At 67.0% G+C, this 20961-nt stretch carries 20 protein-coding genes and 2 pseudogenes; 7 read left to right on the top strand and 15 right to left on the bottom strand.

Annotated elements, in window-relative coordinates; translation table 11 throughout:
* Positions 1–37: 37 nt before the first annotated feature.
* Entirely contained in the window at positions 38–1558 is a 1521-nt protein-coding gene (locus GVY41_RS18265) for a class I adenylate-forming enzyme family protein (RefSeq protein WP_161348450.1), read from the top strand.
* Between the two features lie 22 nt (positions 1559–1580).
* The gene (locus tag GVY41_RS18270; protein ID WP_161348451.1) at positions 1581–2384 is read left to right on the top strand and encodes an enoyl-CoA hydratase/isomerase family protein; all 804 of its coding nucleotides are present in this window, start codon (positions 1581–1583) and stop codon (positions 2382–2384) included.
* Positions 2385–2408: 24 nt separating this feature from the next.
* Here the strand turns inward: GVY41_RS18270 and GVY41_RS18275 are convergent, their stop codons facing one another.
* The 12 genes from GVY41_RS18275 to GVY41_RS18330 all read right to left on the bottom strand — a co-directional run bounded on the left by GVY41_RS18275 (position 2409) and on the right by GVY41_RS18330 (position 14589).
* Positions 2409–3194: an SDR family NAD(P)-dependent oxidoreductase gene (locus tag GVY41_RS18275; RefSeq protein WP_161348452.1), complete on the bottom strand. Its 786-nt coding sequence runs from the start codon at positions 3192–3194 to the stop codon at positions 2409–2411.
* 15 nt (positions 3195–3209) lie between these two features.
* Complete coding sequence (locus GVY41_RS18280) at positions 3210–4424, bottom strand: CaiB/BaiF CoA transferase family protein (protein WP_161348453.1); 1215 nt, start codon at positions 4422–4424, stop codon at positions 3210–3212.
* Positions 4425–4475: 51 nt separating this feature from the next.
* Positions 4476–5465: an acyl-CoA dehydrogenase family protein gene (locus GVY41_RS18285; protein WP_161348454.1), complete on the bottom strand. Its 990-nt coding sequence runs from the start codon at positions 5463–5465 to the stop codon at positions 4476–4478.
* Between the two features lies 1 nt (position 5466).
* Positions 5467–6657 (bottom strand): acyl-CoA dehydrogenase family protein, encoded by a 1191-nt coding sequence (locus GVY41_RS18290; RefSeq protein WP_161348455.1) that lies wholly within the window; start codon positions 6655–6657, stop codon positions 5467–5469.
* Between the two features lie 9 nt (positions 6658–6666).
* On the bottom strand, positions 6667–7824 hold the full coding sequence (locus GVY41_RS18295; protein ID WP_161348456.1) for an NADH:flavin oxidoreductase/NADH oxidase: 1158 nt from the start codon (positions 7822–7824) through the stop codon (positions 6667–6669).
* Positions 7824–8810: a Bug family tripartite tricarboxylate transporter substrate binding protein gene (locus GVY41_RS18300; RefSeq protein WP_161348457.1), complete on the bottom strand. Its 987-nt coding sequence runs from the start codon at positions 8808–8810 to the stop codon at positions 7824–7826. Before GVY41_RS18300 ends, GVY41_RS18295 begins: the two co-directional genes overlap by 1 nt.
* Positions 8811–8851: 41 nt before the next feature.
* Positions 8852–9814: a Bug family tripartite tricarboxylate transporter substrate binding protein gene (locus GVY41_RS18305; protein ID WP_161348458.1), complete on the bottom strand. Its 963-nt coding sequence runs from the start codon at positions 9812–9814 to the stop codon at positions 8852–8854.
* A gap of 24 nt (positions 9815–9838) precedes the next feature.
* Entirely contained in the window at positions 9839–10801 is a 963-nt protein-coding gene (locus GVY41_RS18310; RefSeq protein ID WP_161348459.1) for an acyl-CoA dehydrogenase family protein, read from the bottom strand.
* 3 nt (positions 10802–10804) lie between these two features.
* Positions 10805–11968 (bottom strand): acyl-CoA dehydrogenase family protein, encoded by a 1164-nt coding sequence (locus GVY41_RS18315; RefSeq protein WP_161348460.1) that lies wholly within the window; start codon positions 11966–11968, stop codon positions 10805–10807.
* Positions 11969–12017: 49 nt separating this feature from the next.
* Positions 12018–12752, bottom strand: coding sequence for an enoyl-CoA hydratase/isomerase family protein (locus tag GVY41_RS18320; RefSeq protein WP_161348461.1), 735 nt, complete (start codon positions 12750–12752; stop codon positions 12018–12020).
* A gap of 89 nt (positions 12753–12841) precedes the next feature.
* Positions 12842–13558, bottom strand: a complete 717-nt coding sequence (locus GVY41_RS18325; protein WP_161348462.1) for a maleylpyruvate isomerase family mycothiol-dependent enzyme — start codon at positions 13556–13558, stop codon at positions 12842–12844.
* 53 nt (positions 13559–13611) lie between these two features.
* Positions 13612–14589, bottom strand: a complete 978-nt coding sequence (locus GVY41_RS18330) for a Bug family tripartite tricarboxylate transporter substrate binding protein (RefSeq protein ID WP_161348463.1) — start codon at positions 14587–14589, stop codon at positions 13612–13614.
* A 287-nt stretch (positions 14590–14876) separates the two neighbouring features.
* Between GVY41_RS18330 and GVY41_RS18335 the strand changes: the two are divergent.
* Both GVY41_RS18335 and GVY41_RS20560 read left to right on the top strand, forming a co-directional pair.
* Positions 14877–15901, top strand: a pseudogene (locus GVY41_RS18335) (AMP-binding protein); the annotation flags it as partial.
* An 18-nt stretch (positions 15902–15919) separates the two neighbouring features.
* Entirely contained in the window at positions 15920–16354 is a 435-nt protein-coding gene (locus GVY41_RS20560) for an AMP-binding enzyme (protein WP_331250902.1), read from the top strand.
* 71 nt (positions 16355–16425) lie between these two features.
* Here GVY41_RS20560 and GVY41_RS18345 read toward each other — a convergent pair whose 3' ends face one another.
* Both GVY41_RS18345 and GVY41_RS20565 read right to left on the bottom strand, forming a co-directional pair.
* Positions 16426–17034: a Bug family tripartite tricarboxylate transporter substrate binding protein gene (locus tag GVY41_RS18345; RefSeq protein WP_161348466.1), complete on the bottom strand. Its 609-nt coding sequence runs from the start codon at positions 17032–17034 to the stop codon at positions 16426–16428.
* Complete coding sequence (locus GVY41_RS20565) at positions 17031–17417, bottom strand: Bug family tripartite tricarboxylate transporter substrate binding protein (RefSeq protein WP_161348467.1); 387 nt, start codon at positions 17415–17417, stop codon at positions 17031–17033. The genes GVY41_RS18345 and GVY41_RS20565 overlap by 4 nt, the downstream gene beginning before the upstream one ends.
* Before the next feature lie 90 nt (positions 17418–17507).
* Here GVY41_RS20565 and GVY41_RS20415 point away from each other — a divergent pair.
* Positions 17508–18308, top strand: a pseudogene (locus tag GVY41_RS20415) (enoyl-CoA hydratase/isomerase family protein).
* A 15-nt stretch (positions 18309–18323) separates the two neighbouring features.
* Here GVY41_RS20415 and GVY41_RS18365 read toward each other — a convergent pair.
* Positions 18324–19070 (bottom strand): FadR/GntR family transcriptional regulator, encoded by a 747-nt coding sequence (locus tag GVY41_RS18365; RefSeq protein ID WP_161348469.1) that lies wholly within the window; start codon positions 19068–19070, stop codon positions 18324–18326.
* 204 nt (positions 19071–19274) lie between these two features.
* On the opposite strand from GVY41_RS18365, the gene GVY41_RS18370 reads away from it, so the two are divergent.
* Positions 19275–20075, top strand: coding sequence for an IclR family transcriptional regulator (locus GVY41_RS18370; protein ID WP_161348470.1), 801 nt, complete (start codon positions 19275–19277; stop codon positions 20073–20075).
* A gap of 131 nt (positions 20076–20206) precedes the next feature.
* A complete protein-coding gene (locus tag GVY41_RS18375) occupies positions 20207–20953 on the top strand; it encodes an enoyl-CoA hydratase/isomerase family protein (protein ID WP_161348471.1) in 747 nt (248 codons plus the stop codon).
* The last annotated feature ends 8 nt before the right edge of the window (positions 20954–20961 follow it).

Genomic DNA, 20961 nt, shown 5'->3' on the forward strand with positions numbered 1-20961 from the left:
CGCCGTTGCAATCATGCGGCGGGAGCAAGGGGGGAGCATGATGCTGATTGGCGAGAAGATCCGTCAGTCTCTGGCGCAGGGACCGGCCGTCGAGGCGATGAAATTCGGGGACCGCTGGCTAAGCTGGGGCGATCTGGCCGGGATGGCGGCAGAGATCGACCGGATCCTGACCGCGGCAGGCCTTGGGCCGGGCGCGCGGATCGGCATCGCGGGGCGCAACCGGCCTTCGCATTTCACGGCGATGTTCGGACTTCTGGCCGCCGGTCGGGCGGTCATCTTGCTGAACCCCTTCATCGCGCCCGCCCGCCTGGCCGAGCAGGTCGCGGCGCTGCGCCTGCCCGCACTGATCGCCGATGCCGAAGATTGGGCCGCCGGAGCGCTGGACGGCGTGATGGCCCAGCTTTCGGGGCTGGGGATCGTGCTGGAGGAGGGCGCGGCGCAGCCGGTCACGGCCCGCGCCGGGGCCGAAACCTGGACCCATGGCCCGGCGACCGATGCCTTCGCCCCCGGTCTGGCCATGGAGATGTTCACCAGCGGCACCACCGGAGAGCCCAAGCGCATCGCCTACAGCGTCGAAGCGCTGACGCAGTGCATCGAGGGCAATGCGCTTTGGGCCGAACGGATGGGCGAGGCTCCGGCCTCGAACGCCATGGAAGCCGCGCTGATCATGTATGCGCCATTCGTGCATATCTCGGGCCTCTGCACCTCGTTGCAGATGGCAAGCGAGGGGCGGCGGCTGATTTGTCTAGAGAAATTCACCCCCGAGGGCTGGCTGGCCGCCGCGCGCGAGGCCCGGCTGTGGATGGGGCCGCTGCCCCCGGCCATGTTGCGGATGTTCATGGAGCTGAACGTCCCGCCCGAGGATCTGTCCTTTCTGCGCAGCGTCCGTTCGGGCGGCGCGGCGCTGGACGCCGAAACCCGCGACGGGTTCGTTGCCCGCTATGGCGCGCCGGTGCTGCCGGTCTATGGCGCCACCGAATATGGCGGCCCGATCGCGGGCTGGTGGCTGGAGGATTACCGCAGCCTCTGGGCCAAGAAGAACACCAGCACCGGCCGGATCGACCGCAAGATCGCGGATGCGCGGGTGGTGGATGCGACGACGGGCGAGGAACTGCCGCAGGGCGCGCAGGGCGTGCTGGAGGTGAAGGCCTATCGCATGGGGCCGGACTGGATGCGCACGACCGACATCGCCAGCATCGACGCCGACGATTTCCTTTATATCCATGGCCGGACCGATGACGCGATCAACCGGGGCGGGTTCAAGGTGGTGCCCACCGTGGTCGAGGCAGAGCTGCGCCGCCATCCGCTGGTGGGGGATGCGGTGGTGCTGGGACTGGACGATGCGCGTCTGGGGCAGGTGCCGGTCGCGGTGGTGGAGCCGGGCGCCGGACAGCCGCTGCCGACCGAGGCCGAGGTGATTGAACACGCCCGCGACCGTCTGGTGCGCTATCAGGTGCCCGCGCGCATCATCGTGCTGCCGCAGATCCCGCGCACGACCATCGGCAAGCCGAACCGGGTGGCGATCCGCGCCCTGTTCGCTCCGGTGTCGGCCGGCTGACCAGACAAGGGAGGAGACCCGCATGTATAAGGATTTTACCGCGCTGAACGCTGTTCTGGACGGGCGAGGGGTGCTGACCCTGACCATGGACAACCCGCCGATGAATGCGATGACTCGCGCGATGCATGCCGAACTGGCGCGCATCTTCGAGGAGGTGAACCATGACCCCGAGGTGAAGGTGATCGTCATCACCGGAGCAGGGGACAAGGCGTTTTCAGCCGGGGGCGACATCAAGGCCATGGCGGAACGCCGGGCCACGATGAACCACAACAGCTGGATGCTGGGCATCACCGAGGCGCGCCGGATCATCTATGGCATGCTGCGGCTGGAACGCCCGCTGATCGCGCGGGTCAACGGCCATGCGATGGGGCTGGGCGCCACGTTGGCGGTCTATGCCGACATCACGATCATGCTGGAAAACGCCAAGATCGCCGACACCCATGTGAAGGTCGGGTTGACGGCGGGCGATGGCGGCGCGCTTCTGTGGCCGCTGCTGATGGGCTTTGCCAAGGCGCGGCGCTATCTGCTGACCGGCGACACCATGACCGGGGCGCAGGCGGCGGAATACGGGCTGATCTCGACCGCCGTTCCCGACATCGCGGCGCTGGATGCCGAGGTCGATGCCATCGTGAACGGCATGGCCAGCGGCGCCACCCAGGCGATCAACGGCACCAAGCGGGCGATCAATCTGGTGCTGCGCAAGCTGGTGGAAGGCGTGATCGAGGAACACCTGGGCGGCGAGACGGTCACCTTCCTGAGCGAGGACCATCTGGAGGCCGCCGAGGCGTTCCGCGACAAGCGGACCCCGGAATTCAAGGGCCGCTGACCGCGCCCGCAGCCGGGCGGTGGATCAAGACCGCAGCCCGGCCGTCAGCGTGGCGCCGCCATCGACCACGATCGTCTGCCCGGTGATCTGCCGCCCCGCATCGGAGCACAGGAACAGGATGGTGGCTGCCACATCCTCGGGCGCGCCGATGCGGCGCAGGGCGGTGCGGGCGGCGGCCCGGGCCTGCGCCTCGGGCGTGCCGACCTTGGCGCGGATCATGTCGGTCAGGGTCACCCCCGGCGCCACGCTGTTCACCCGGATGCCTGACGGTCCCCATTCCTCGGCCAGTTGTCGCGCCAGATGGTTCACGCCCGCCTTCGCCACCGCATAGGGGCCGGAGCCGGGCGAGGCGGTCAGGCTGGCGATCGAGGACAGAAGCACCATCGCCCCGCCACCCTGCCTTGCGATCTCTGGCAGGGCCAACTGGCTGAGCTGCCAGGCGGCTTTCAGGTTCACCGCGAAGACCTTGTCCCAGCTTTCCTCGGACAGTTGCGCGAGGGGCGTGGTCGTCGGGTTGATCCCGGCGTTCGTCACCAGGATGTCGATCCGGCCGAAGGCCTCCAGAGTCCCACCGATCAACCGCGCGCGCCCCTCTGCCTCGGCCACATGGCAGGGCAGGGCGAGGGCGGTCAGGCCGGCGGTGGCGAACTCTGCCGCCACCGCATCGCAGGCCTCGGACTTGCGCGAAGAGATCACGGCGCTGGCCCCAAGCCGCGCCATCATCTCGGCCGTGGCCCGCCCGATGCCCCGGGTCGATCCGGTGATGACGGCAACCTTGCCGTCCAGACGGAACAGTGCGGCGGGGTCCATTCTCACCCGTTCCTCCTAGATCGCGCCGCCGTCGCGCAGCGCGTCGATCTCGGGCTGCGACAGCTCCAGCACCTTTTCCAGCACCATCTGCGTGTCGCGGCCCAGCGGGGGCGAGGCGCGATAGCCTGTCAGCGGGGTTTCCGAATAGCGGATCGGATTGGACAACAGGCGGATCTCGCCCAGCTGGTCATGCTGCACGGTCGTGGTCGCGCCACGCTCTTGCACATGGGGGTCCTCGAACACCTGCGCGATGCTGTAGATCGGCGCGCAGATGATCCTTGCGTCGGACAGGATGCGGATCCACTCGGCCGAGGTGCGGCTGCGGATGATCGGGTTCATGATCTCCAGAAGTGCCGCGATGTTCGTCACCCGCGCCCCCTGAGTCGAAAAGCGGGGATCCTCGTTCAGCTCGGGATGGCCGATGGCCTGGCAGAACACCGGAAACTCGTTGTCGGCATCGGCGGAAATCATCATCCATTCATCGGCGCACTCGAACTGCCGCGCCATGGCGGTGTTGGGCGGCACGTTGCCGTTGCGCCGTGGGGCTTTGCCGGTCAGGAAGTAGGCTTGGTTGCGGTGACCCAAGGCGGCGATCTGGCAATCCAGCAGGCCGATGTCGATGAACTGACCGGCCCCATCCTGAACCTCGCGATGGCGCAGCGCGCCCAGGATCGCCATGGTGGCATACATGCCCGCCGTCACATCGGCCACCGGATAGCCGGCCTTCATCGGTTCGCCATCGGCATCGCCGGTCATGCTCATCAGCCCGCTCATCGCCTGAAGCGAGCTGTCCTTGGCCGAACGTTTGGAATAGGGGCCGGTCTGGCCGTAGCCCGAGATCGAACAGAAGATCAGACCCGGATTGATCTGGCGCAGCGCCTCGTAATCCAGCCCGTAGCGCTTAAGCGTGCCGGTGCGCATGTTCTCGACCAGGATGTCGGCTTCGGCGGCCAGCTTCTTCATGACCTCCTGACCGGCAGGGGTCGAGATGTCCAGTTCCAGCGACAGCTTGTTGCGGTTCATCGCCAGCGACAGGGCGCTTTCACCGGTCTTGTTGCCATCCTTGTCCAGCGCGAAGGGCGGGTTGATATGTCGGGCGATGTCGCCCTGGCCCTTGTGCTCGATCTTGATGACCTCGGCCCCCATGTCGCCCAGCATCTGGCCGACGAAGGGACCGGCGATCAGGCGGCCCAGGTCCAGGACGCGGATACCGTCCAGCGGTCTTGTCATTGCAATCTCCTCCAGTTGCGGCGCCCGGCGCCTTCGTCCGATGAAAACGCCTCAGGCCGCCTTGGCCCGCAGCAGGGCCTCGCGCTGTGCCCAGAGGCCGCCGAACAACCATTCGTTCAGATGCGCCCGCTTGAGGAACAGATGTGCGCGGGATTCGGCGGTATAGCCGATGCCGCCGTGGATCTGGATGTTCTCGCGCGTGCTGGCCTGCGCGGCCTCGGTCGCGACCAGCGTGGCGGCGCGGATCAGGAAATCGGCCTCGGGCAGATCGGCGGCACCGGCCAGCGCGGCCAGCAGCAGTTGCGCCCGCGCGGTTTCAGCGGCCACCGCGAGATCGGCGCATTTGTGCTTGATTGCCTGGAAGGCGCCGATGGGCTGGCCGAACTGCTCGCGGATCTTGGCATAGTCCACGGCCATGGCGCAGACCGCCTCGGTCAGACCGACCTGCATCCCCGCGATCAGCAGCAGCGCCTGCCGTAGACGGGCCGGGCTGCCCTGGACGGCGGCCTGCGCGGTATCCAGCGTGGTCTGGTGCAGGCTGATGGTCCAGTCGAGCCCTTCGACCGGCTGAAGGCTGCCCGCAGCGGCGCGCGGATAAAGCGTGATGTGATCGCCTTGCACCAGAACGATCAAGGCCGCATCGCGCGCGTCCACCAAGTAGTGGCGCTTGCCCTTCATGCTGGCAAAGCAGGCCGTGGCGCTGCCGCCGATCAATGCCGCAGCTTCGTCGCCGCGTCCTGCATCGGCCAGCATCGCGGCGGCCAGCGTCGCCGCCGCCGCCGAAGGCGTCACGAGGAACCGGCCCATCTCGATCGCGCAAAGCGTTTCTTCGGCCGGGCCATAGCCCACGCCGCCCGCATCCTCGGGCAGCGCCAAGCCGTAGATGCCCATCCCGGCCAGTTCGCCGAGGACCTCGGCATTGGCGGTATCGGGGAAGCGTTCCGAGGCTTTCAGCCGTTCCAGCGGCGCGCGGTCCTGCAGCAGGCCCGCAAGCGCATCGACGACCTGCTGTTGGTCGGCATCGGGAAGAAGATGGATCATATCAGGCCCCCTTGGCGATGACAGGCTGCCGAGGCAGGCCCAGATGGCGTTCGCCGATGATGTTGCGCTGGATTTCGGAGGTGCCGCCCGCGATGGTCTGGCGCATCTGTTCCAGATACTGCCGCGACCAGCCGCGATGGCCCTCCATCTCCAGCCCGCCCGAACCCGTCAGGTCATAGGCCAGCCGGTGGACGCGCTGCATCAGCTCGGTGTGGAACAGCCGCGTGATCGAGCCTTCTGGCCCGGGCGCATCGCCCCGCCGCGCGCGCGAGATCGACAGCAGTGTGATCGCCTTCAGCGCCGACGTTTCGGCACGTGCCGCCGCAAGACGGCTGCGGATCGTGTCATCCTCGATCGCCATGCGGCGGCCATCGGGGCCGGGATTGTCGCGGGCATAGTCGATCAGGTTCTCGACGAACTGGGTCAGCTCGATCTGATGCGCCATCGAGGCGGTGCCGCGTTCGAACCCCAGGGTGGACATGGCCACGCGCCAGCCGTCATTGACCTTGCCCACCACGCTCGACAGCGGGATACGCACGTCGTTGTAGAACACTTCGCAGAAATGGTCGCCGCCCGCCATGTTGCGGATCGGGCGGATGTCCACCCCCGGCAGGTCCATCTGGCCGATGACCCAGGTGATGCCCTTGTGCTTGGGGGCGTCGGGATCGGTGCGGACCAGCAACTCCTGATAATGCGAGTAATGGCCGTTCGAGGTCCAGATCTTCGACCCGTTCACCACCAGATCGTCGCCATCGATCTCGGCCCTGGTGCGCAGGGCGGCAAGGTCGGAGCCCGCGCCCGGTTCGGAGAAGCCCTGGCACCAGACGTTCTCGGCGCTGAGGATTTTTTCCAGATGGAAGGCTTGCTGTTCCGGGGTGCCGCTGGCGATCAGCGTCGGCGCGGCGTGGTTCAGACCGACGTAAAGCGTGTTCGTGGCCTCGGGCGCCTCGGCGCGGGCATATTCCTCGAACCAGATCAGTTGCAGATCCAGCGGCAGGCCGCGTCCGCCGTATTCCTTGGGCCAGGACAGGCCCGCCCAACCGCCGTCGAACTGCCGCCGCTGCCAAGCGCGGTCATGGTCATTCGCCTCGCGCCCATGCGGGGGGCGGGGCTCCTTGGGCACGTTCTCTTCCAGCCAGGTGCGGGCTTTCTCGCGGAACAGGCGTTCCTCTTGGGTGGTGCGAAGTTCCATATGGTCCTCTCAGCTTGCGCGGCGACCCGCAGGGGTCTGACCGTGTATCGGGGCATATCCGGGCCAGCGCCGGGGATGCACGCGGGCCCGAAGGCCCACCCCCGGCACATCGGACTCCAGCGCGTAGCGCGCATGCCAGCCCCATTTGGGATCGTCGATGAAGCCGCGGCCCACGGCGACCAGATCGGCGCGGCCCTCGGCCAGGATGGCCTCCGCCTGCGGGCCGTCCAGGATCATGCCAACGGCCATGGTCGGGATGCCAGCCTCGTGCCGGACCCGTTCGGCGAAATGCACCATGTAGCCGGGGCCCAGCGGGGGAAGGGTCACGTCCGGCGTGTTGTTCCCGGCCGACAGGGTGACGTAATCCACGCCCTCGGCCTTCAGCGCGGCGGCATAGGCCACGGCATCGTCCAGCGTGACCCCGCGGGGCGACCAGTCCGCCCCGTTGATGCGGAAGCCCAGGGGCAGGCTGTCGGGCAGAGCCGCCCGCAGCGCCCGCGCCACCTCCAGCGGGAAGCGCAGCCGGTTCTCCCGGCTGCCGCCATAGGCGTCGGTCCGGGTGTTGGACCGCGGGGAGACGAAGGCATGCAGCAGATAGCCATGGGCGGCATGGATCTCGATCAGGTCCACCCCGGCGCGCACGGCGCGACAGGCGGCCTGCACGAAGGCATCCCGGATCCGGTCCAGACCGGCCTGATCCAGTTCGGCAGGCGCTGCCCAATGTTCATCATAGGCCATGGGGGAGGGCCCCACCGTGGGCCAGCCGCCCGCATCCAAGGTCAGGGGCGCGTCCGTCTCGCCCCGGGCCATGGTGCCCGCCCAGTCCAGCGCCGGCCGGGTCGAGGCCTTGCGACCGGCATGGCCCAGCTGGATGCCGATTTTGGCCTCTCTGTCGGGGCGGATCTCGGACAGGAGGCGGCGCAGGGCCGCCTCCTGCTCATCGGTATGCAGCGCCAGATCGTCGGCGCCGATCCGCCCCTCAGGCGCAAGCGCGGTGGCCTCGAGGATGACGAGACCGGCCCCGGATTGCGCCATCCCGCCGATCCAGGTCCGGTGCCAAGTTCCGGGCGCGCCGGAATTGGACCGATACTGGCACATCGGCGAGACGGCGATGCGGTTCGGCAGGGTCAGCCCGCGCAGGGTGAAGGGCGAGAAAAGCTGGGACATCAGTTGAAGGTCAGCCCCGCTTCCTCGACGATCCGGACCCAGTTCGCGGAATCGGATGCCAGCCGCGCCTTGTATTCGGCCGGGGTCATCGGGGCGAACTCGGTCCCCTGCGCCTCGATCGCCTCGATCAGGCTGGGAACCTTCATCGCCTCCAGCACGGCGGCGTTCAGACGGTCCACGTTTTCGGGAGGGGTGCCCTTGGGTGCCATGACTCCGGTATAGGAGGTCCAGGCAAAGTCCGGGTAGAATTCCGACACCGCGGGCACGTCGGGTGCGATCGCCGACCGCTCCGGCCCGCCGATTGCGATCAGACGCAGATTCCCGTCATCGACATGCTGTTTCACATTGCCGAGGAAGGTCTGGAGCATGTCCGCCTCGCCCGACAGCATCGCGAGAACCGCCGGTGCGGCGCCGGCATAGCGGATCCGCTCGGTCTGGATGTCGGCCACCTGGTCCAGCCAGGCCGCGCCCAACTCGTCCGCGGCACCCCCCACGGCAAAGTTCACTTCGCCGGGATTCGCCTTGGCATAGGCGATGAACTCTTCGAAGGTCGTGAAGGGCGCATCGGTCCGCGCGACGAACGGCGTGCCGCGTTCATCGAACATGGTGATGGGTTCGAAATCGTTGGCGGCATCCAGCGTGTAGTTGGGGTTCGTCACCGGCAGAACCGTGACCGAGACGCTGTTCATCACCAGCGTGTAGCCATCGGCCGGCGTCTTCGACATATACTCGTAGGCCACCTGACCGCCCGCACCGGTGCGGTTCTCGACGATCACCTGCTGGCCCAGGATGGGCTCCAGCGTGGTGGCCAGCGCGCGCGCCAGAATGTCGGTGGGCCCGCCCGCGGACAGCGGCACGACCAGCGTGATCGGCTTCGTCGGGTAGAGCTCCGCCAGGACCATCGACCCCGGAACCGTGGACAGGATCAGCGCAAGCCCCAGCCCAAGCGTGCTGCGGCGGTGGAATTGTCTCTTCGACGGTGTCATTCAATCCTCCCTGATGTTTGATGGCACGATATTGCGGGGGCTCACTCCCCGACGGCGATGTCCAGATCGGCGATGATCGTCTTGTAGCGGTCGATCTCGGCATTCATGGATTCGGTGAAGGCGGCGGGTCCGAAGAAGCGGACCTCGGTTCCGGTCACCTTCATGGTCTCGAGGAAGGTCGGGTCGGTCACCGCGATTTCGACGGCGGCGGCGAGCTTTTCGACCACTTCGGGCGGGGTGCCATGCGGCGCGAATAGGCCGCCGAAAGCGTGAGCCTCCAGCTCGGTGAAGCCGGTTTCGCCGACGGTGGGAAGATCGGGGAACAGCTCGGCACGCTTCTCACCGGTGGTTGCAAGCCCGACGATGTTGCCCGCGTTCATGTGCTCACGCGCCGACATGCGATCCGCGCCGCTGCCGAAGTCGATCTCGCCGGCCACCAGCGCTTGCATTGCCGGTCCCGCGCCGCGATAGCCGACATGCTCGACCTCGATGCCATTGGCCACGGCGAAGGCCTCCATTGACAGATGGTTGACGCTGCCTACGCCCGAGCTGGCATAGGTCGCGCCGGGGTTGGCCTTCAGCCATTCCATGAACTCCGCCATGCTGGTGACGGGAACGCGTTCCTTGTTGACGGCGATCAGCATGGTCGAGGATTGGAACTGCGCGATGGCGTCAACCTGCTCTCCGGTGCGGAAGCTCTTGTCCTGGAAGTTGATGCCCAGGAAGGTCGCCGAAGAGAGGAATCCGATGGTGTAGCCGTCCGCCTCGGCGGCGGCGAGCTGCTCCGCCCCTAGGGCGCCCCCCGCGCCGGGGCGGTTTTCCACGATGACGGCCTGCCCTAGTTCGCGCGACAGCACCTCCGCGACGGCGCGACCGAACACGTCGGTGGTGCCGCCCGGCGCATAGGGCACGATCAGGGTGATCGGGCGCACGGGGTATTCGGCCAAGGCCATTGCCGTCGATGCGGCGAACAGACCCGCCGCCACTACCAGTTTCTTGATCATTCTATCTCCTCCCAAAGATGCCGATCAGGCAGCAAGCATTTCGTCTTGAAGTCCTTCCTTGCCGCCCACCACCAGTTCCAGCAGGGTGGCGCGCTTGAGGTAAAGCTGCGCGGGGCATTCGGCGGTGAAGCCCATGCCCCCGAAGATCTGGATGGTGGCGGAGGCGTTGTCCCGCGCGGCGGTCGAAGCGGTCATCGCCGCCGCCGCGCAATCGGAGATGTCCGCCCCGTCCAGCGCGGCTTCGCCCAGCAAGGCACCAGCCGCCGCAGTCCTGACTGCCATGTCGGCGCAGAGATGTTTCACGGCCTGGAAGGCGCCGATGGGCTTGCCGAACTGCTGACGCGTCGCGGCATGATCCCGCGACAGGGTCAGCGTCGCCTCCGCGATCCCGTTCTGCATCGCCGCCACAAGGCGCAGCAGGCGCAAGCGCGATTGCGCGCTCGGCGGCAGGCTGGTCAGCGCCGTCGCCGGGTCAAGCCGGATGCGCGCGGCACCCAGCGTGTCGTCGAAGGCCCAGGCCGTGGCAAGCTCTTCCGGGCGGGTGCGGTGAAGCGACAGCCCGCCTTCGCCGGCCAGAAGCAGCAGGTCCCCGGTGCCGATCACGCCGGCCCAGCCATTGGCCAACGGAACCGCGAGCGCGGGCGAGACCTGACCCTTCAGAATGTCGCGGGCCAGATCCGGCAGCCCGCCCTCCTGCGCGACCGAAGCCGCCAGGGTCACGGCCAGAACGCCGGGCGACAGCAGATGCCGGCCAAATTCGCGGAAGATGCCGGTTTCCGTCCAGGCACCGGCCTCGGACCCGCCGATGGCCGCAGGCAGATCGACGCCGGGCCATTCCAGCGCCAGCAGCTCGGGCCAGAACCCTGTTTCCGCGGCCAGACCGCCATCGGGCCGCGACAGCCGGTCCAGCGGCAAGGCTTCCTGCAAGGCGCGGGCCACGGTGTCGACGATCTCGCGCGCGTCCTCGGTGATGAACTTGTCGAACATGGATCAGCCCCTCGGCAGGCCAAGGACCCGCTCTCCAATAAGGTTGCGCTGGATTTGCGAGGTGCCGCCCGCGATCGTGTGCCGGAACGAGTTGAGATAGCCCAGGCCCCAGTGCTCTGCCTCGGCGTCCGGCGCGACGAGGCCCGGCCCCATCAGCTCCTGCGCGAAACGGTAGATGCGCTGGTTCAGCTCTGCCGAGAACAGCCGGATGATCGAGCCTTCGGCCCCCGGCACCCCGTCGCGCGCCGTTTCGGCCATCATCGCATTGGACATGGCGTGCAGGGCCCGGACTTCGGCCCGCATCGTCGCCAGCCCGGCCCGCACGGCCTCGTTCTCGATCAGGCGGCGGCCGCGACGGTCGGTGCCTTCGCGCGCCAGGGCGATTAGCTGCTCGACCTCGCGCTCCAGCTCGATCTGGGCGATGACGAAGCCGGTGCCGCGCTCGAAGCCTAGCGTGGCCATGGCGACCTTCCAGCCATTGTTCAGCCCGCCCACGACATTCTTCAGTGGAATCCGCATGTTGTCGTAGAAGACCTGATTGAAGTGCATCTCGCCTGACATGGTGCGGATCGGCCGCACCTCGATCCCGGGGCTGCGCATGTCGCAGATCACCCAGCTGATGCCGTCATGGCGCTTCTCACCGCCGCCGGTGCGGACCAGCAGCTCCTGATAGTCGGCGACATGGGCATAGCTGGTCCAGATCTTCGAGCCGTTCACCACGATGTGGTCGCCGTCGATCTCGCCCTTGGTGCTAAGCCCCGCCAGATCCGAGCCTGCGCCGGGTTCGGAGAAGCCCTGGCACCACACATGCTCGCCCCTCAGGATGGGTTTCAGGTGGTGATCCCGCTGCTCATCCGTGCCTTTGGCGATCAGGGTCGGGCCTGCATGGGTCAGGCCGATGAAGCCTGCGCCGGGGCGGGGCGCGCCGATGCGGCCATATTCCTCATACCAGATGAACCGCTGGGTCAGCGACAGCGGACGGCCACCCATCTCGGCGGGCCAGCCGATCCCGGCCCAGCCACCGTCCCACTGCCTGCGCTGCCAGGCCATGTCATAGGCGCGCATCGCCTCCGCCTCCGCGGGGCGGCGGTCGCGCGGCACATTGGCGGCAAGCCAGTCGCGGACCTCTTCGCGGAACTGATGGTCTTCCTGTGTTTGACCTTGCATCTGTCGGGCTCTCTCTTCCATGCTGATGGCCCCCGCCGAGGCCTTCGGTTCAGGCCTTGTCGGGCCAGTAGTCCTGAAGGTGGGCGCGGATTTCGCGCCGGGGGGGCAGGTTCGCGGTCTCGTGGGCCAGCGCCTCGGCCAGCGACATGTCGGCGGCCTCGCTCAGGATCTTGCGGTCGGCACAGATGGCCATCGGGACATTGGCCGCAACCTCGCGCGCCATTCCCATCGCAGTGTCCATCAGCGCATCGCGTGGGACCACTCGGTTCACGAGCCCCATCTGGAACGCTTCGGCGGCGGGCACCTTGCGGCAGGTGAACATGATCTCACGCGCGAAGGACTGGCCGATGCGCCGGGGCAGGCGGGCAGTCAGCCCCCAGCCGGGCACGGCGCCCCATGTGGCATGGGTGTCGCGGATCACCGCATCCTCGGCGGCGACGATCATGTCGGCACCCATGATCAGTTCCAGCCCGCCGGTGTAGCAATGGCCGTGGATCGCGGCGATCACCGGCATGGGCAGGGTTTCCATCGCCTCGACCACCTGACGGCCGATGCTGACCTTCGGCCGGTCGCCGGGCTTCTTCACCTCTTCCAGATCGGCCCCGGCGCAGAAGGACCGGCCGGACCCGTGCAGCACCACGCAGCGAAGGTCCGATTCTGCCAGGCTGGTGAGATGCTCCAGCAGCTGGCGCAGCAGATCCGGGCTGAGCGCATTGAGTTTTTCAGGGCGGTTCAGCGTCAGCACCGAGATGCCGTCGCGGTCTTCCCGCAACACTAGTTCCATCAGAAACCCTCCCTCGCCTAATTGTATAAAAAAGTAAACTAAGTGGATCAACAGAAATGTTTCGGCTGCCTGTGTCCGCCGGGAGAGGGTCAGTTGCCGGCCGGCGCCTTGCGGAACCGTGTCCCGGCGGGTGGCGGGGTGCGGGGCGGGCCGGCGAAGCACTGGGCCAGCGCCATCCAGCGGGTGGCGTTGACGCCGTTCACCTGCAAGCCGGTGTCGAGGATATTGCGGGTCTGGGCCACGACCTGACAGAATTCGACAGCGCTTCCGGTGATGGTTTCGCCGCCTGCTTCCCCGAAGTCCCAATGCGCGCCCGAAGGCGCAACCAGACGCAGCGCGGGGCGCGGGGTGGGCACCGGCAGGCCATTGACGCGAAAGCTCCAGTCATAGGTGTTCACCCCCAGCACCATGATCGCGCGGATGCCGTCGGTCTCGTGCCGCGCGACGCCGAATTCGTCGAAGACCTCCTGCCCATGCGCCCAAGTTTCCATCAGCCGCGCCGAGGCGAGCGACCGGGCGCTCATCGTCTGGCCCGCCCAAGGCACACGGCGGGCGGGATCGGTTCCGCGCAGCGCGGTGGCAAGCTTAGATGTCCCCGCCTGCCACAGATCCAGCAGGTCCGGCCCGCTAAGCCCGCCGGAGCGACCCACTTCCAAGATGCGCTTGTCGCCGCCCTGGTCCAGATGGTTCCAGTAGGCCGCAAAGTAAGCCTTCGCCGCGGTTTCATCCGTCAGCGCCAGCAGCGCGGCCGCGTTTCCCGAATGCAGGGCCGCCTCGGCCAACAGGTCATCGGCTTCCTGGGTCATGACGATCGCTTCCCTGCGCCGGGCCTCCCATGGCCGGGAGGCCCGCGCCACGCCTATTGGGCGGCCAACTCGCTGATGATGGTGGACAGGCGGGCGTCGCTTTCCGCGAAGGCGGCTTCCAGCGTGGCGGTGTCGGCAAAGGTCGCCGTCGCGCCAAGCCGTGCAAGCCCGGCGATGAACTCGGGGTCGGCGACCGCCTCGCGCACCGTTTCGGCCAGGATGGCCTTGACGTCATCCGGGGTTCCGGCGGTCGTGGCAAGGCCGCCGAAGGTTGTGAAGGCCAGTTCGGGATAGCCGAGTTCGGACACCGGCCGGACATCGGGCGCCGATTCCGCCTGCCCTTCGGCGGTGGTGCCCAGAACCACGATATTGGGGTTGTCGCGCGGCAGGGTCGTCACCGCCTGCATGTCCGCGCCGGTGATCAGTCCGACCTCCCCGGCCAGCAGGGCCTGCGCGACGGGGGCCGCACCCTGATAGGCGATCGCCTCGGCCTCGATGCCCTGCTTCTTGAAGTAATGCGCGGCGATCATGCCGTTGATCGACCCTGCGCTCAGCGTGCCATAGGCGGTGCCCGGGTTGGCCTTCATATAGGCGATCAGCTCGTCCATGGTGCTGACCGGGATGACATCGGTGTTTACCACATAGGCGGCGTTCGACACCCAGAACTGCGCGACCGGCGCGATGGTCTCGCCGATCTTCAGCTCTTCGCCCATGTTCATGTAGGCGACGCTCATGGCCGGGGCGATGGTGCCGATGGTGTAGCCATCGGGGTTCGCGCCTTCGAGCGCGCTGACCGCGATCTTGAAATTGCCGCCGGGGCGATTCTCCACGATGACCGGCTGGCCCCATTTTCGTTCCATGAAGGCGGTCAGCGTGCGGGCGAAGATGTCGGTGGCCCCGCCGGGTGCATAGGGCACGATCATGGTGACCGGCTTGGTCGGAAAGTCCTGCGCCCGGGCAATGCCAGGCACCGCCATCAGAAGCGCCGTTGCCAGCCCCAGACCGGACACGAATCTGCGCGTGATTTCCATGGTTTCCCCCCTCGGTGTATGAATGCGCTGTCTGCTGTGGCCCTCCCGGCCCGCTGACAGCGATGGATTGGCCGTGTTGCGGACAGATCCGAGGACGGACCCGATCCATGCAGCGTGGTCACGGGAGAGGCTACGGCATCGAATAGACCAAGTCAACGTAGTTAAACGAATTGACTTACTTCGAGCCTCTGCGGAAGACGGGCCCCCAAGAGGGGGAACACATGGCTTTGTTCGGCAGGGAATGGGCGCGCACATCGCCTGATAGCATCACCGTCTGGCAGGCCGCCATGGCCGGAGGTGGGCTTCGGCCCGAGGTGCAGGCGGCGTGCTATCTCGACGGGGTCTGCCGTCAGGTCGTGACCGGAAAGATCCTGCGGGATGCGGCAGGGCTGGCCGGCGGGCTGGTGGCTCTGGGGCTGCAACCGAGCGAAGCGCTGGTCTCACAACTGCCTCACAACCCCGAATCGCTGGTCACGTTCCTGGCGGCAATGGCGGCCGGGCTGGTCTTCGTGCCGGTGCTGCCGACGCTGGGGGCTGCGGACATCGCCTTCGTGCTGGAACAGACCGGGGCTGCGGCCCTGCTGATGCCGACCGACTGGCGCGGCCAGGATCATGACACCCGCGCGGCCGAGGTGGCTCGTCTGGCTGGGCCGCGTCACATCATCCGCAGCGGCGCTGGCCCGGTCCCGCAAGGGCAGCTCGACTGGGAGGAGCTGCGCCGTGCACGCCCCGTGCCTCCGGGCGGCGTGGGACAGGATGCCACCATGCCCTGTGCGATCGTCTACACCTCGGGCAGCAGCGCGCGGCCCAAGGGCGTGGTCCACAACCACTCCAGCCTTCTGGTCGAGGCGGCATCAGCGGCCGGGATCGTCGATGCGGTGTGCGGCGCGCCGGTGCTGGTGGCGGCACCGGCGGGGCATATCGGGATGTTTGCCGCCTATATGCGGCTGGTGATGCATGGCTGGCCGGCGGTGTTCCTGGACCGCTGGTCGACCGAAGCCGGGGTGCGGGCGGTGGCAGCCCATGGCGTGGGCTGGTGCACCGGCGTGCCGCCCGTCCTGTCGCCGCTGGTGGATGTGGCCGAACGCGGCGAGATCGAAACGCTGCGCTATTTCACCACCGGGGCGCCAACGTGCCCATCGCCCTGATCGAGCGGGCGGACCGGCTGGGGATACACGCCACGCGCTGCTATGGATCCAGCGAGCATCCGACCGTCGCCTGGTGGCCGGCGGATGCGTCGGTCGCGCTGCGGGCGCGGACGGATGGACAACCGGTGGGTGGCAACGAGATGCGGGTCATCGACGACGATGGCATCCCGCTTGGATCGGGCATGGCGGGCGAACTGGTGACGCGGGGCGCGGAACGGTTCCTGGGCTGTCTGGACCCGGCGCTGAATGCCGGGATATTCACCCCGGATGGGTGGTTCCGCACCGGCGATTTGGCGGTGATCGACGACACCGGCGCTGTCACCATCGTCGGGCGCAAGAAGGACATCGTGATCCGCGGCGGCGAGAACATCTCGCCCAGCGAGGTCGAGCAGGTGCTGTTCGATCATCCCGCGATTGCCGAGGTTGCGGTTCTGGGCTTTCCCGACCCGGTAATGGGCGAGCGAGTGGCGGCCTTCCTGGTGCCCCGAGGGGCCGATTGCCCCGATGTGGCGGCGCTGGTGGATTGGTTTGCCGCACGTGGCGCGTCGCGGTTCAAGACACCGGAAAAGGTGATCCGGCTGGACAGCCTGCCGCGCGGGCCGGGGGCAAGGTGCTGAAGGATGTGCTGCGGCGCCACCCCGACCTGCCGCAGGGGTGATGCCCGGCCTGGACCGGGCACCACCTTCGGTCACTGGATGAAGCCCATCTCGGTCAGCGGCTGTTTCCAGGCGGCGACTTCGCCGTCGATGGTCTGCGGTCCATGATCGGGCGGCGTGCCGACGAAGATCATCTTGCCGCCAAGCGAGGCCACGCGCTCCTGCACGGCGGGGTCGTTCAGGGCGGCCGTCACCGCCTCGCTCACGCGTATCACCACCTCGTCGGGGGTGCCGGGCGGGGCGAACAGCGCGGTCCAGAAATCCCAGTTCAGCGACATGAACTCGGGTAGGCCCGCCTCGGCCATGGTCGGCATGTCGGGCAGGTCGCGCTGGCGTTCGGCGGTGGCCGAGGCCAGCGGAACCAGCGTTCCCTCGCGCACATGCGGCATCAGTAGGCTGGCCGGGCTGAAGCCGTAGTCCAGCACGCCCGCGACCACGTCGGACAGGGCAGGCGCCGATCCGCGATACTGGATGCCCTGCACCGCGGTCCCCCCTGACAGCCGGGCCAGCCAGGCACCCGCCAGATCCATCGGAGTTGCCGGACCGGCCGAGGCGTAATCGACCGCCTCGCCCGATTTCATCTTGTCGACCAGCTCTTGCAACGTGGTGACGCCGGATTTGGTCGAGGCGACGACCATCATGTCATAGCCCGGGCGAAGGCGATAAAGCGCATGTTCGACACCGTCGCGCCCTGCTCGGGGTCCAAAAGCGGCATCAGGACGTTCAGCGTGGCGCCGCCCAGCAGCAAGGTATAGCCGTCGGGCTCGGCATTGGCGACCGCCACCCCGCCGCTCGCGCCGCCAGCCCCGGTGCGGTTTTCCACGATGACCGGCACACCCAGCGACTTTTCCATCTCGGGTGCCATCACACGGGCGAAGCTGTCGAACAGACCGCCCGCCGCGAAGGGCACGATGATGGTGATGGGTCCTTCAGGGTATTGCGCGCGGGCCGGCAGCGTGGCGCCGGACAAGGCGAGCGCAGACAGGGCCAGCACGCCGAAAGTCCGGCGGGTCCAGGTGAGCATGACATCTTCCCATGATGCAGAGGCGGGCGCTTGTGGCCAGCTTCGCCATAAAATATAACTTAATATACTGTTATGAATAGGACCAAATCCATGCTGCACGATGGCGTAAGGGTCGAGGTTGACGGGGCGGTCTTGCGGGTGACGCTGGATCGGCCGGAAAAGCGCAACGCCATCAATCTGGCCATGCAGCAGGCGCTGCTGGACGCCACCCACCGCTTTGCCGAAGACGACGGGTTGCGCGTGATGCTGCTGGGCGCGACGGGGCCGTTCTTTTCGGCCGGCGCGGATATCTCAGGCGAGTTGCAGCCCGACTTCAAGGGCAGCACGCGCAAGGCGCGGCATGAATACGGGCATGGGGCCAAGCACTGGCACCGGCTGGGCGATCTGTTCGAGACGATCGGCAACCCCATCGTGGCGGCGCATGTCGGGCCCTGCCTGGGCGGGGCACTGGAACTGTCGCTGTGATGCGATTTTCGGCTGGCCAGCGAACAGACCTTCTATGCCCTGCCGGAAATCGAGTTCGGTGTCTTGCCCGGCTCGGACGGAATCAGCCGGCTGACGCGCTGCGTGGGGCCGCATTGGGCGCGGTGGATCGCCCTGGCCGGCAAGCGTGTCCCGGCGGCGCAGGCGCTGTCCATCGGGCTGGTGCATGAGGTGCATCCTGCCGAGCGCTTCACCGAAAAGGTGGACGCCTTCTGCGCCCGGCTGGCGGACCTGCCGCCCGAGGCACTGGCGCTGGCCAAGCTGTCGATCGAGTTGTGCCGCGACCTGGACCGCACCAATGGCCGCATCGTCGAGCGGATGAGCAATGCCGCGCTGTTCGTCGGGGCAGAACATGCCGAACGGCTGGCCGCCTATCGCGAAAGACTGGCGCGCAAGACCGGGGATTGAGCCGGGAGCGCGCTGCTACAGCGTCTCGGAGAAATCCACGACCAGATCGGGGGATTGCCAGCGCAGCATGATCTGATGCGACTTTTCCAGATGGCGACGCCAGAAGATCTCGGCCTCGGCAGCTTCGCCCGCCTCGATCAACTTCAAAAGCCGCTCACGTGCCTTGTGGCCGGAGCGCTTGCTCTCCGAGTTGTCGATCGCCTTGGCCGCCGCGTGGGACACGGTGGTATAATAAGATTCCACGATGTTGGAGATCATCTCCAGCAGCAGAAGCATCGTGCGAACGCCCGTCAGCTCCACCAGATTGCGATGGAACTGCGAGATGGACGCGGAATAGGCGGTGTTGTCGTCCAGTGAGGCCTTGACCTGTTCTAGCGTGATCCGAAGCGCCGAGAGATCGACCTTCTGCTCGGCAAGCCAGCGGACGGCCATGGGCTCGATGAAGGACAGGGTCGAGAAGACGTCGTCATATGTCACCTGCTGGGCCTGCAACAGGAACCCGAAATAGCGGGAGGCGACGCGCGAATCCGGAACGTGGACCATCGCCCCGCCCCGCGTTCCCCGGGAGATCGAGATCAGACCTTCGGATTCCAGGATGCGCAGGGCTTCGCGCAATGTCGGCCGCGAGATATGGAACATCTCCAGAAGCTCATTCTCCTGCGGAAGGTTTTCGCCTTCCTTCAGCTCACCCCGCAGAATGCGGGCGCGCAGGCGTTGCGCCACCAGTTCGCCAGCCTTGGGAACCTTGAAGGGGACTTCCACGCGCTATACTCCATTGTCTTTGGCTGTATCAAGTAAAGGTTCGGCAGGTCAAATGTCGATAAGAAAGTTAAATTTTTTACGCATTGTGGCGCTGTCCCGCATTCCTGCGCCAGGCCTCTGTTCCAGGGTCCGGCAAAACCGGCTTGCCGCATCCGCGCCGCCTTTATAGAAACGACCGATCAATGCGGAACACAGGGGCGGCCATTGGCGCGGAATGACGAAGGGATCGACAAGGATGCCACCGCCACCCTGGCGCCGAAACTCGTGGGCGCGGTGGTCAATGCCGTGGACATTCTGAACCACTTGGCGGCAGCAAAGGAGCCCATGGCCGTAACCAAGGTGGCGCGGGATCTGGGTCTCAACCGCTCTACCTGCTTCAACATCCTTCGCACGCTGGCAACGCTGAAAATGGTGGAATTCGACGCCGTAAGCCGAACCTATCGGCTTGGCCTGGGTGTCGTCGGGCTGGCGCGCGCGGCGTTCGAGGCCGACCGCTCCGCCGAAGCCGCCCGGGCGGCTATGGCGCGCGTGGCGTCGCGCTATTCTGTGACCGCCAGCATGTGGCGAAGGACTGGTCCCACAAGGATGACGCTGATCTCGGTCGTGGAGAACCAGTCCGCTATCGCGATCCGCATGAATCTTGGCCACCGGCTGCCGATCCTGGCCGGAGCGCTGGGTCGCCTGATGGCGGGATACTCGCAGATCGAGCCTGACGACTTGCGGCCCTTGTATGATGAGGTGACCTGGCAGAACCCGCCGGGCTTCACCAAGTTCCTTGATGAGTCGCGCATCGCGGCGGAACGCGGTTGGGCCGAGGACGAGGGCGCACTGATCCGCGGGGCGTTGACCATTGCGGTGCCGGTCTTCTCGACACCGGATCGGCGCATCGACGTGACGGTGAACGCCTCGATGTTCGAGTTGCAGCACACGCCCGAGACGCGGCGTGACATCGCGACCGAGTTGCAGGAAGTCGCGACGCTGGTCGGTTATCTGCCGCTGCGCTGACTTAGATTGGTTCGCTTCAGGACAGGCCACCACGTGGGGGGCGGCCTGCGCATTCCGCAGGCCGATGCGTTGACACCACTGTTGCACTGTGCCTGTATAGAGAACATGGTTCCTCATGGAAGACAGATCATATGGTTTTGAGATCCGAGCAACAGGGCGGTGTGCGCGAGATCGTTTTGGCGCAACCAGAGGTGCATAATGCCATCGGACCCGACGGCGCGCGCGCCATCCGTCTGGCGATCGAGGCGGCCTCGGCCGATCCCGAGGTTCTGGCGGTGGTGCTTTCAGCCGAAGGGAAAAGCTTCTGCGCCGGTGGAAACCTGAGGCAGATCGTGGAAATGGTGGCCGGCGGGGAGCACGCAGTGACCGATCGGATCTATGCCGAATTCCAGGGCATGATGCGCGCCATCGAAGCGCTGCGCCCACCGCTGATCTGCGCGGTGGACGGCCCGGCCATCGGACTGGGCTGCGACATCGCGCTGGCAGGGGATCTGACCTTCGTCGGCGAGAAAGGGTCCTTCGCACAGGGCTGGGCGGCGCTCGGGCTGGTTCCGGCGCCGGGCGGCACGCGGCTGATCATGCGCCGGGGCGGCACGCGGGCGCTTTGGCGGCTGATGTCGGAACGCCGGATCGGATCTGCCGAAGCGGAAAGGCTGGGCCTTGCGCAGGCGGTGGACCATGCCCGGACGGCGGCCATGCAGGCGGCAACCGCCATCGCCGCCTTGCCGCCAGAAGCGGTGGCCGCCACGCGCCGCCTATCGAGGATCGAGGGGTTCGACGAGCACCTGGCCACCGCGCTGGAGTATCAGACCGGCTTCCTGACCAGCCCGGCCTTCGCCGCGCGGGCCGATGCCATCCTGAACCGCAAGGCCGGCTAGGCCTACGG

The sequence above is a fragment of the Frigidibacter albus genome (genome assembly GCF_009908165.1).
In the GTDB taxonomy this organism is placed as follows: domain Bacteria; phylum Pseudomonadota; class Alphaproteobacteria; order Rhodobacterales; family Rhodobacteraceae; genus Frigidibacter; species Frigidibacter albus.

Bases quoted from the DNA above. Each gene is read 5' to 3' on its own strand.
- GVY41_RS18280 (WP_161348453.1), bottom strand. From the start codon at position 4,424: ATGACAAGACCGCTGGACGGTATCCGCGTCCTGGACCTGGGCCGCCTG.
- GVY41_RS18290 (WP_161348455.1), bottom strand. From the start codon at position 6,657: ATGGAACTTCGCACCACCCAAGAGGAACGCCTGTTCCGCGAGAAAGCC.
- GVY41_RS18375 (WP_161348471.1), top strand. From the start codon at position 20,207: ATGGTTTTGAGATCCGAGCAACAGGGCGGTGTGCGCGAGATCGTTTTG.
- GVY41_RS18265 (WP_161348450.1), top strand. From the start codon at position 38: ATGATGCTGATTGGCGAGAAGATCCGTCAGTCTCTGGCGCAGGGACCG.
- GVY41_RS18285 (WP_161348454.1), bottom strand. From the start codon at position 5,465: ATGATCCATCTTCTTCCCGATGCCGACCAACAGCAGGTCGTCGATGCG.
- GVY41_RS18345 (WP_161348466.1), bottom strand. From the start codon at position 17,034: ATGATGGTCGTCGCCTCGACCAAATCCGGCGTCACCACGTTGCAAGAG.
- GVY41_RS18295 (WP_161348456.1), bottom strand. From the start codon at position 7,824: ATGTCCCAGCTTTTCTCGCCCTTCACCCTGCGCGGGCTGACCCTGCCG.
- GVY41_RS18325 (WP_161348462.1), bottom strand. From the start codon at position 13,558: ATGACCCAGGAAGCCGATGACCTGTTGGCCGAGGCGGCCCTGCATTCG.
- GVY41_RS18315 (WP_161348460.1), bottom strand. From the start codon at position 11,968: ATGCAAGGTCAAACACAGGAAGACCATCAGTTCCGCGAAGAGGTCCGC.
- GVY41_RS18300 (WP_161348457.1), bottom strand. From the start codon at position 8,810: ATGACACCGTCGAAGAGACAATTCCACCGCCGCAGCACGCTTGGGCTG.
- GVY41_RS20560 (WP_331250902.1), top strand. From the start codon at position 15,920: ATGGCGGGCGAACTGGTGACGCGGGGCGCGGAACGGTTCCTGGGCTGT.
- GVY41_RS18270 (WP_161348451.1), top strand. From the start codon at position 1,581: ATGTATAAGGATTTTACCGCGCTGAACGCTGTTCTGGACGGGCGAGGG.
- GVY41_RS20565 (WP_161348467.1), bottom strand. From the start codon at position 17,417: ATGCTCACCTGGACCCGCCGGACTTTCGGCGTGCTGGCCCTGTCTGCG.
- GVY41_RS18310 (WP_161348459.1), bottom strand. From the start codon at position 10,801: ATGTTCGACAAGTTCATCACCGAGGACGCGCGCGAGATCGTCGACACC.
- GVY41_RS18330 (WP_161348463.1), bottom strand. From the start codon at position 14,589: ATGGAAATCACGCGCAGATTCGTGTCCGGTCTGGGGCTGGCAACGGCG.
- GVY41_RS18275 (WP_161348452.1), bottom strand. From the start codon at position 3,194: ATGGACCCCGCCGCACTGTTCCGTCTGGACGGCAAGGTTGCCGTCATC.
- GVY41_RS18305 (WP_161348458.1), bottom strand. From the start codon at position 9,814: ATGATCAAGAAACTGGTAGTGGCGGCGGGTCTGTTCGCCGCATCGACG.
- GVY41_RS18320 (WP_161348461.1), bottom strand. From the start codon at position 12,752: ATGGAACTAGTGTTGCGGGAAGACCGCGACGGCATCTCGGTGCTGACG.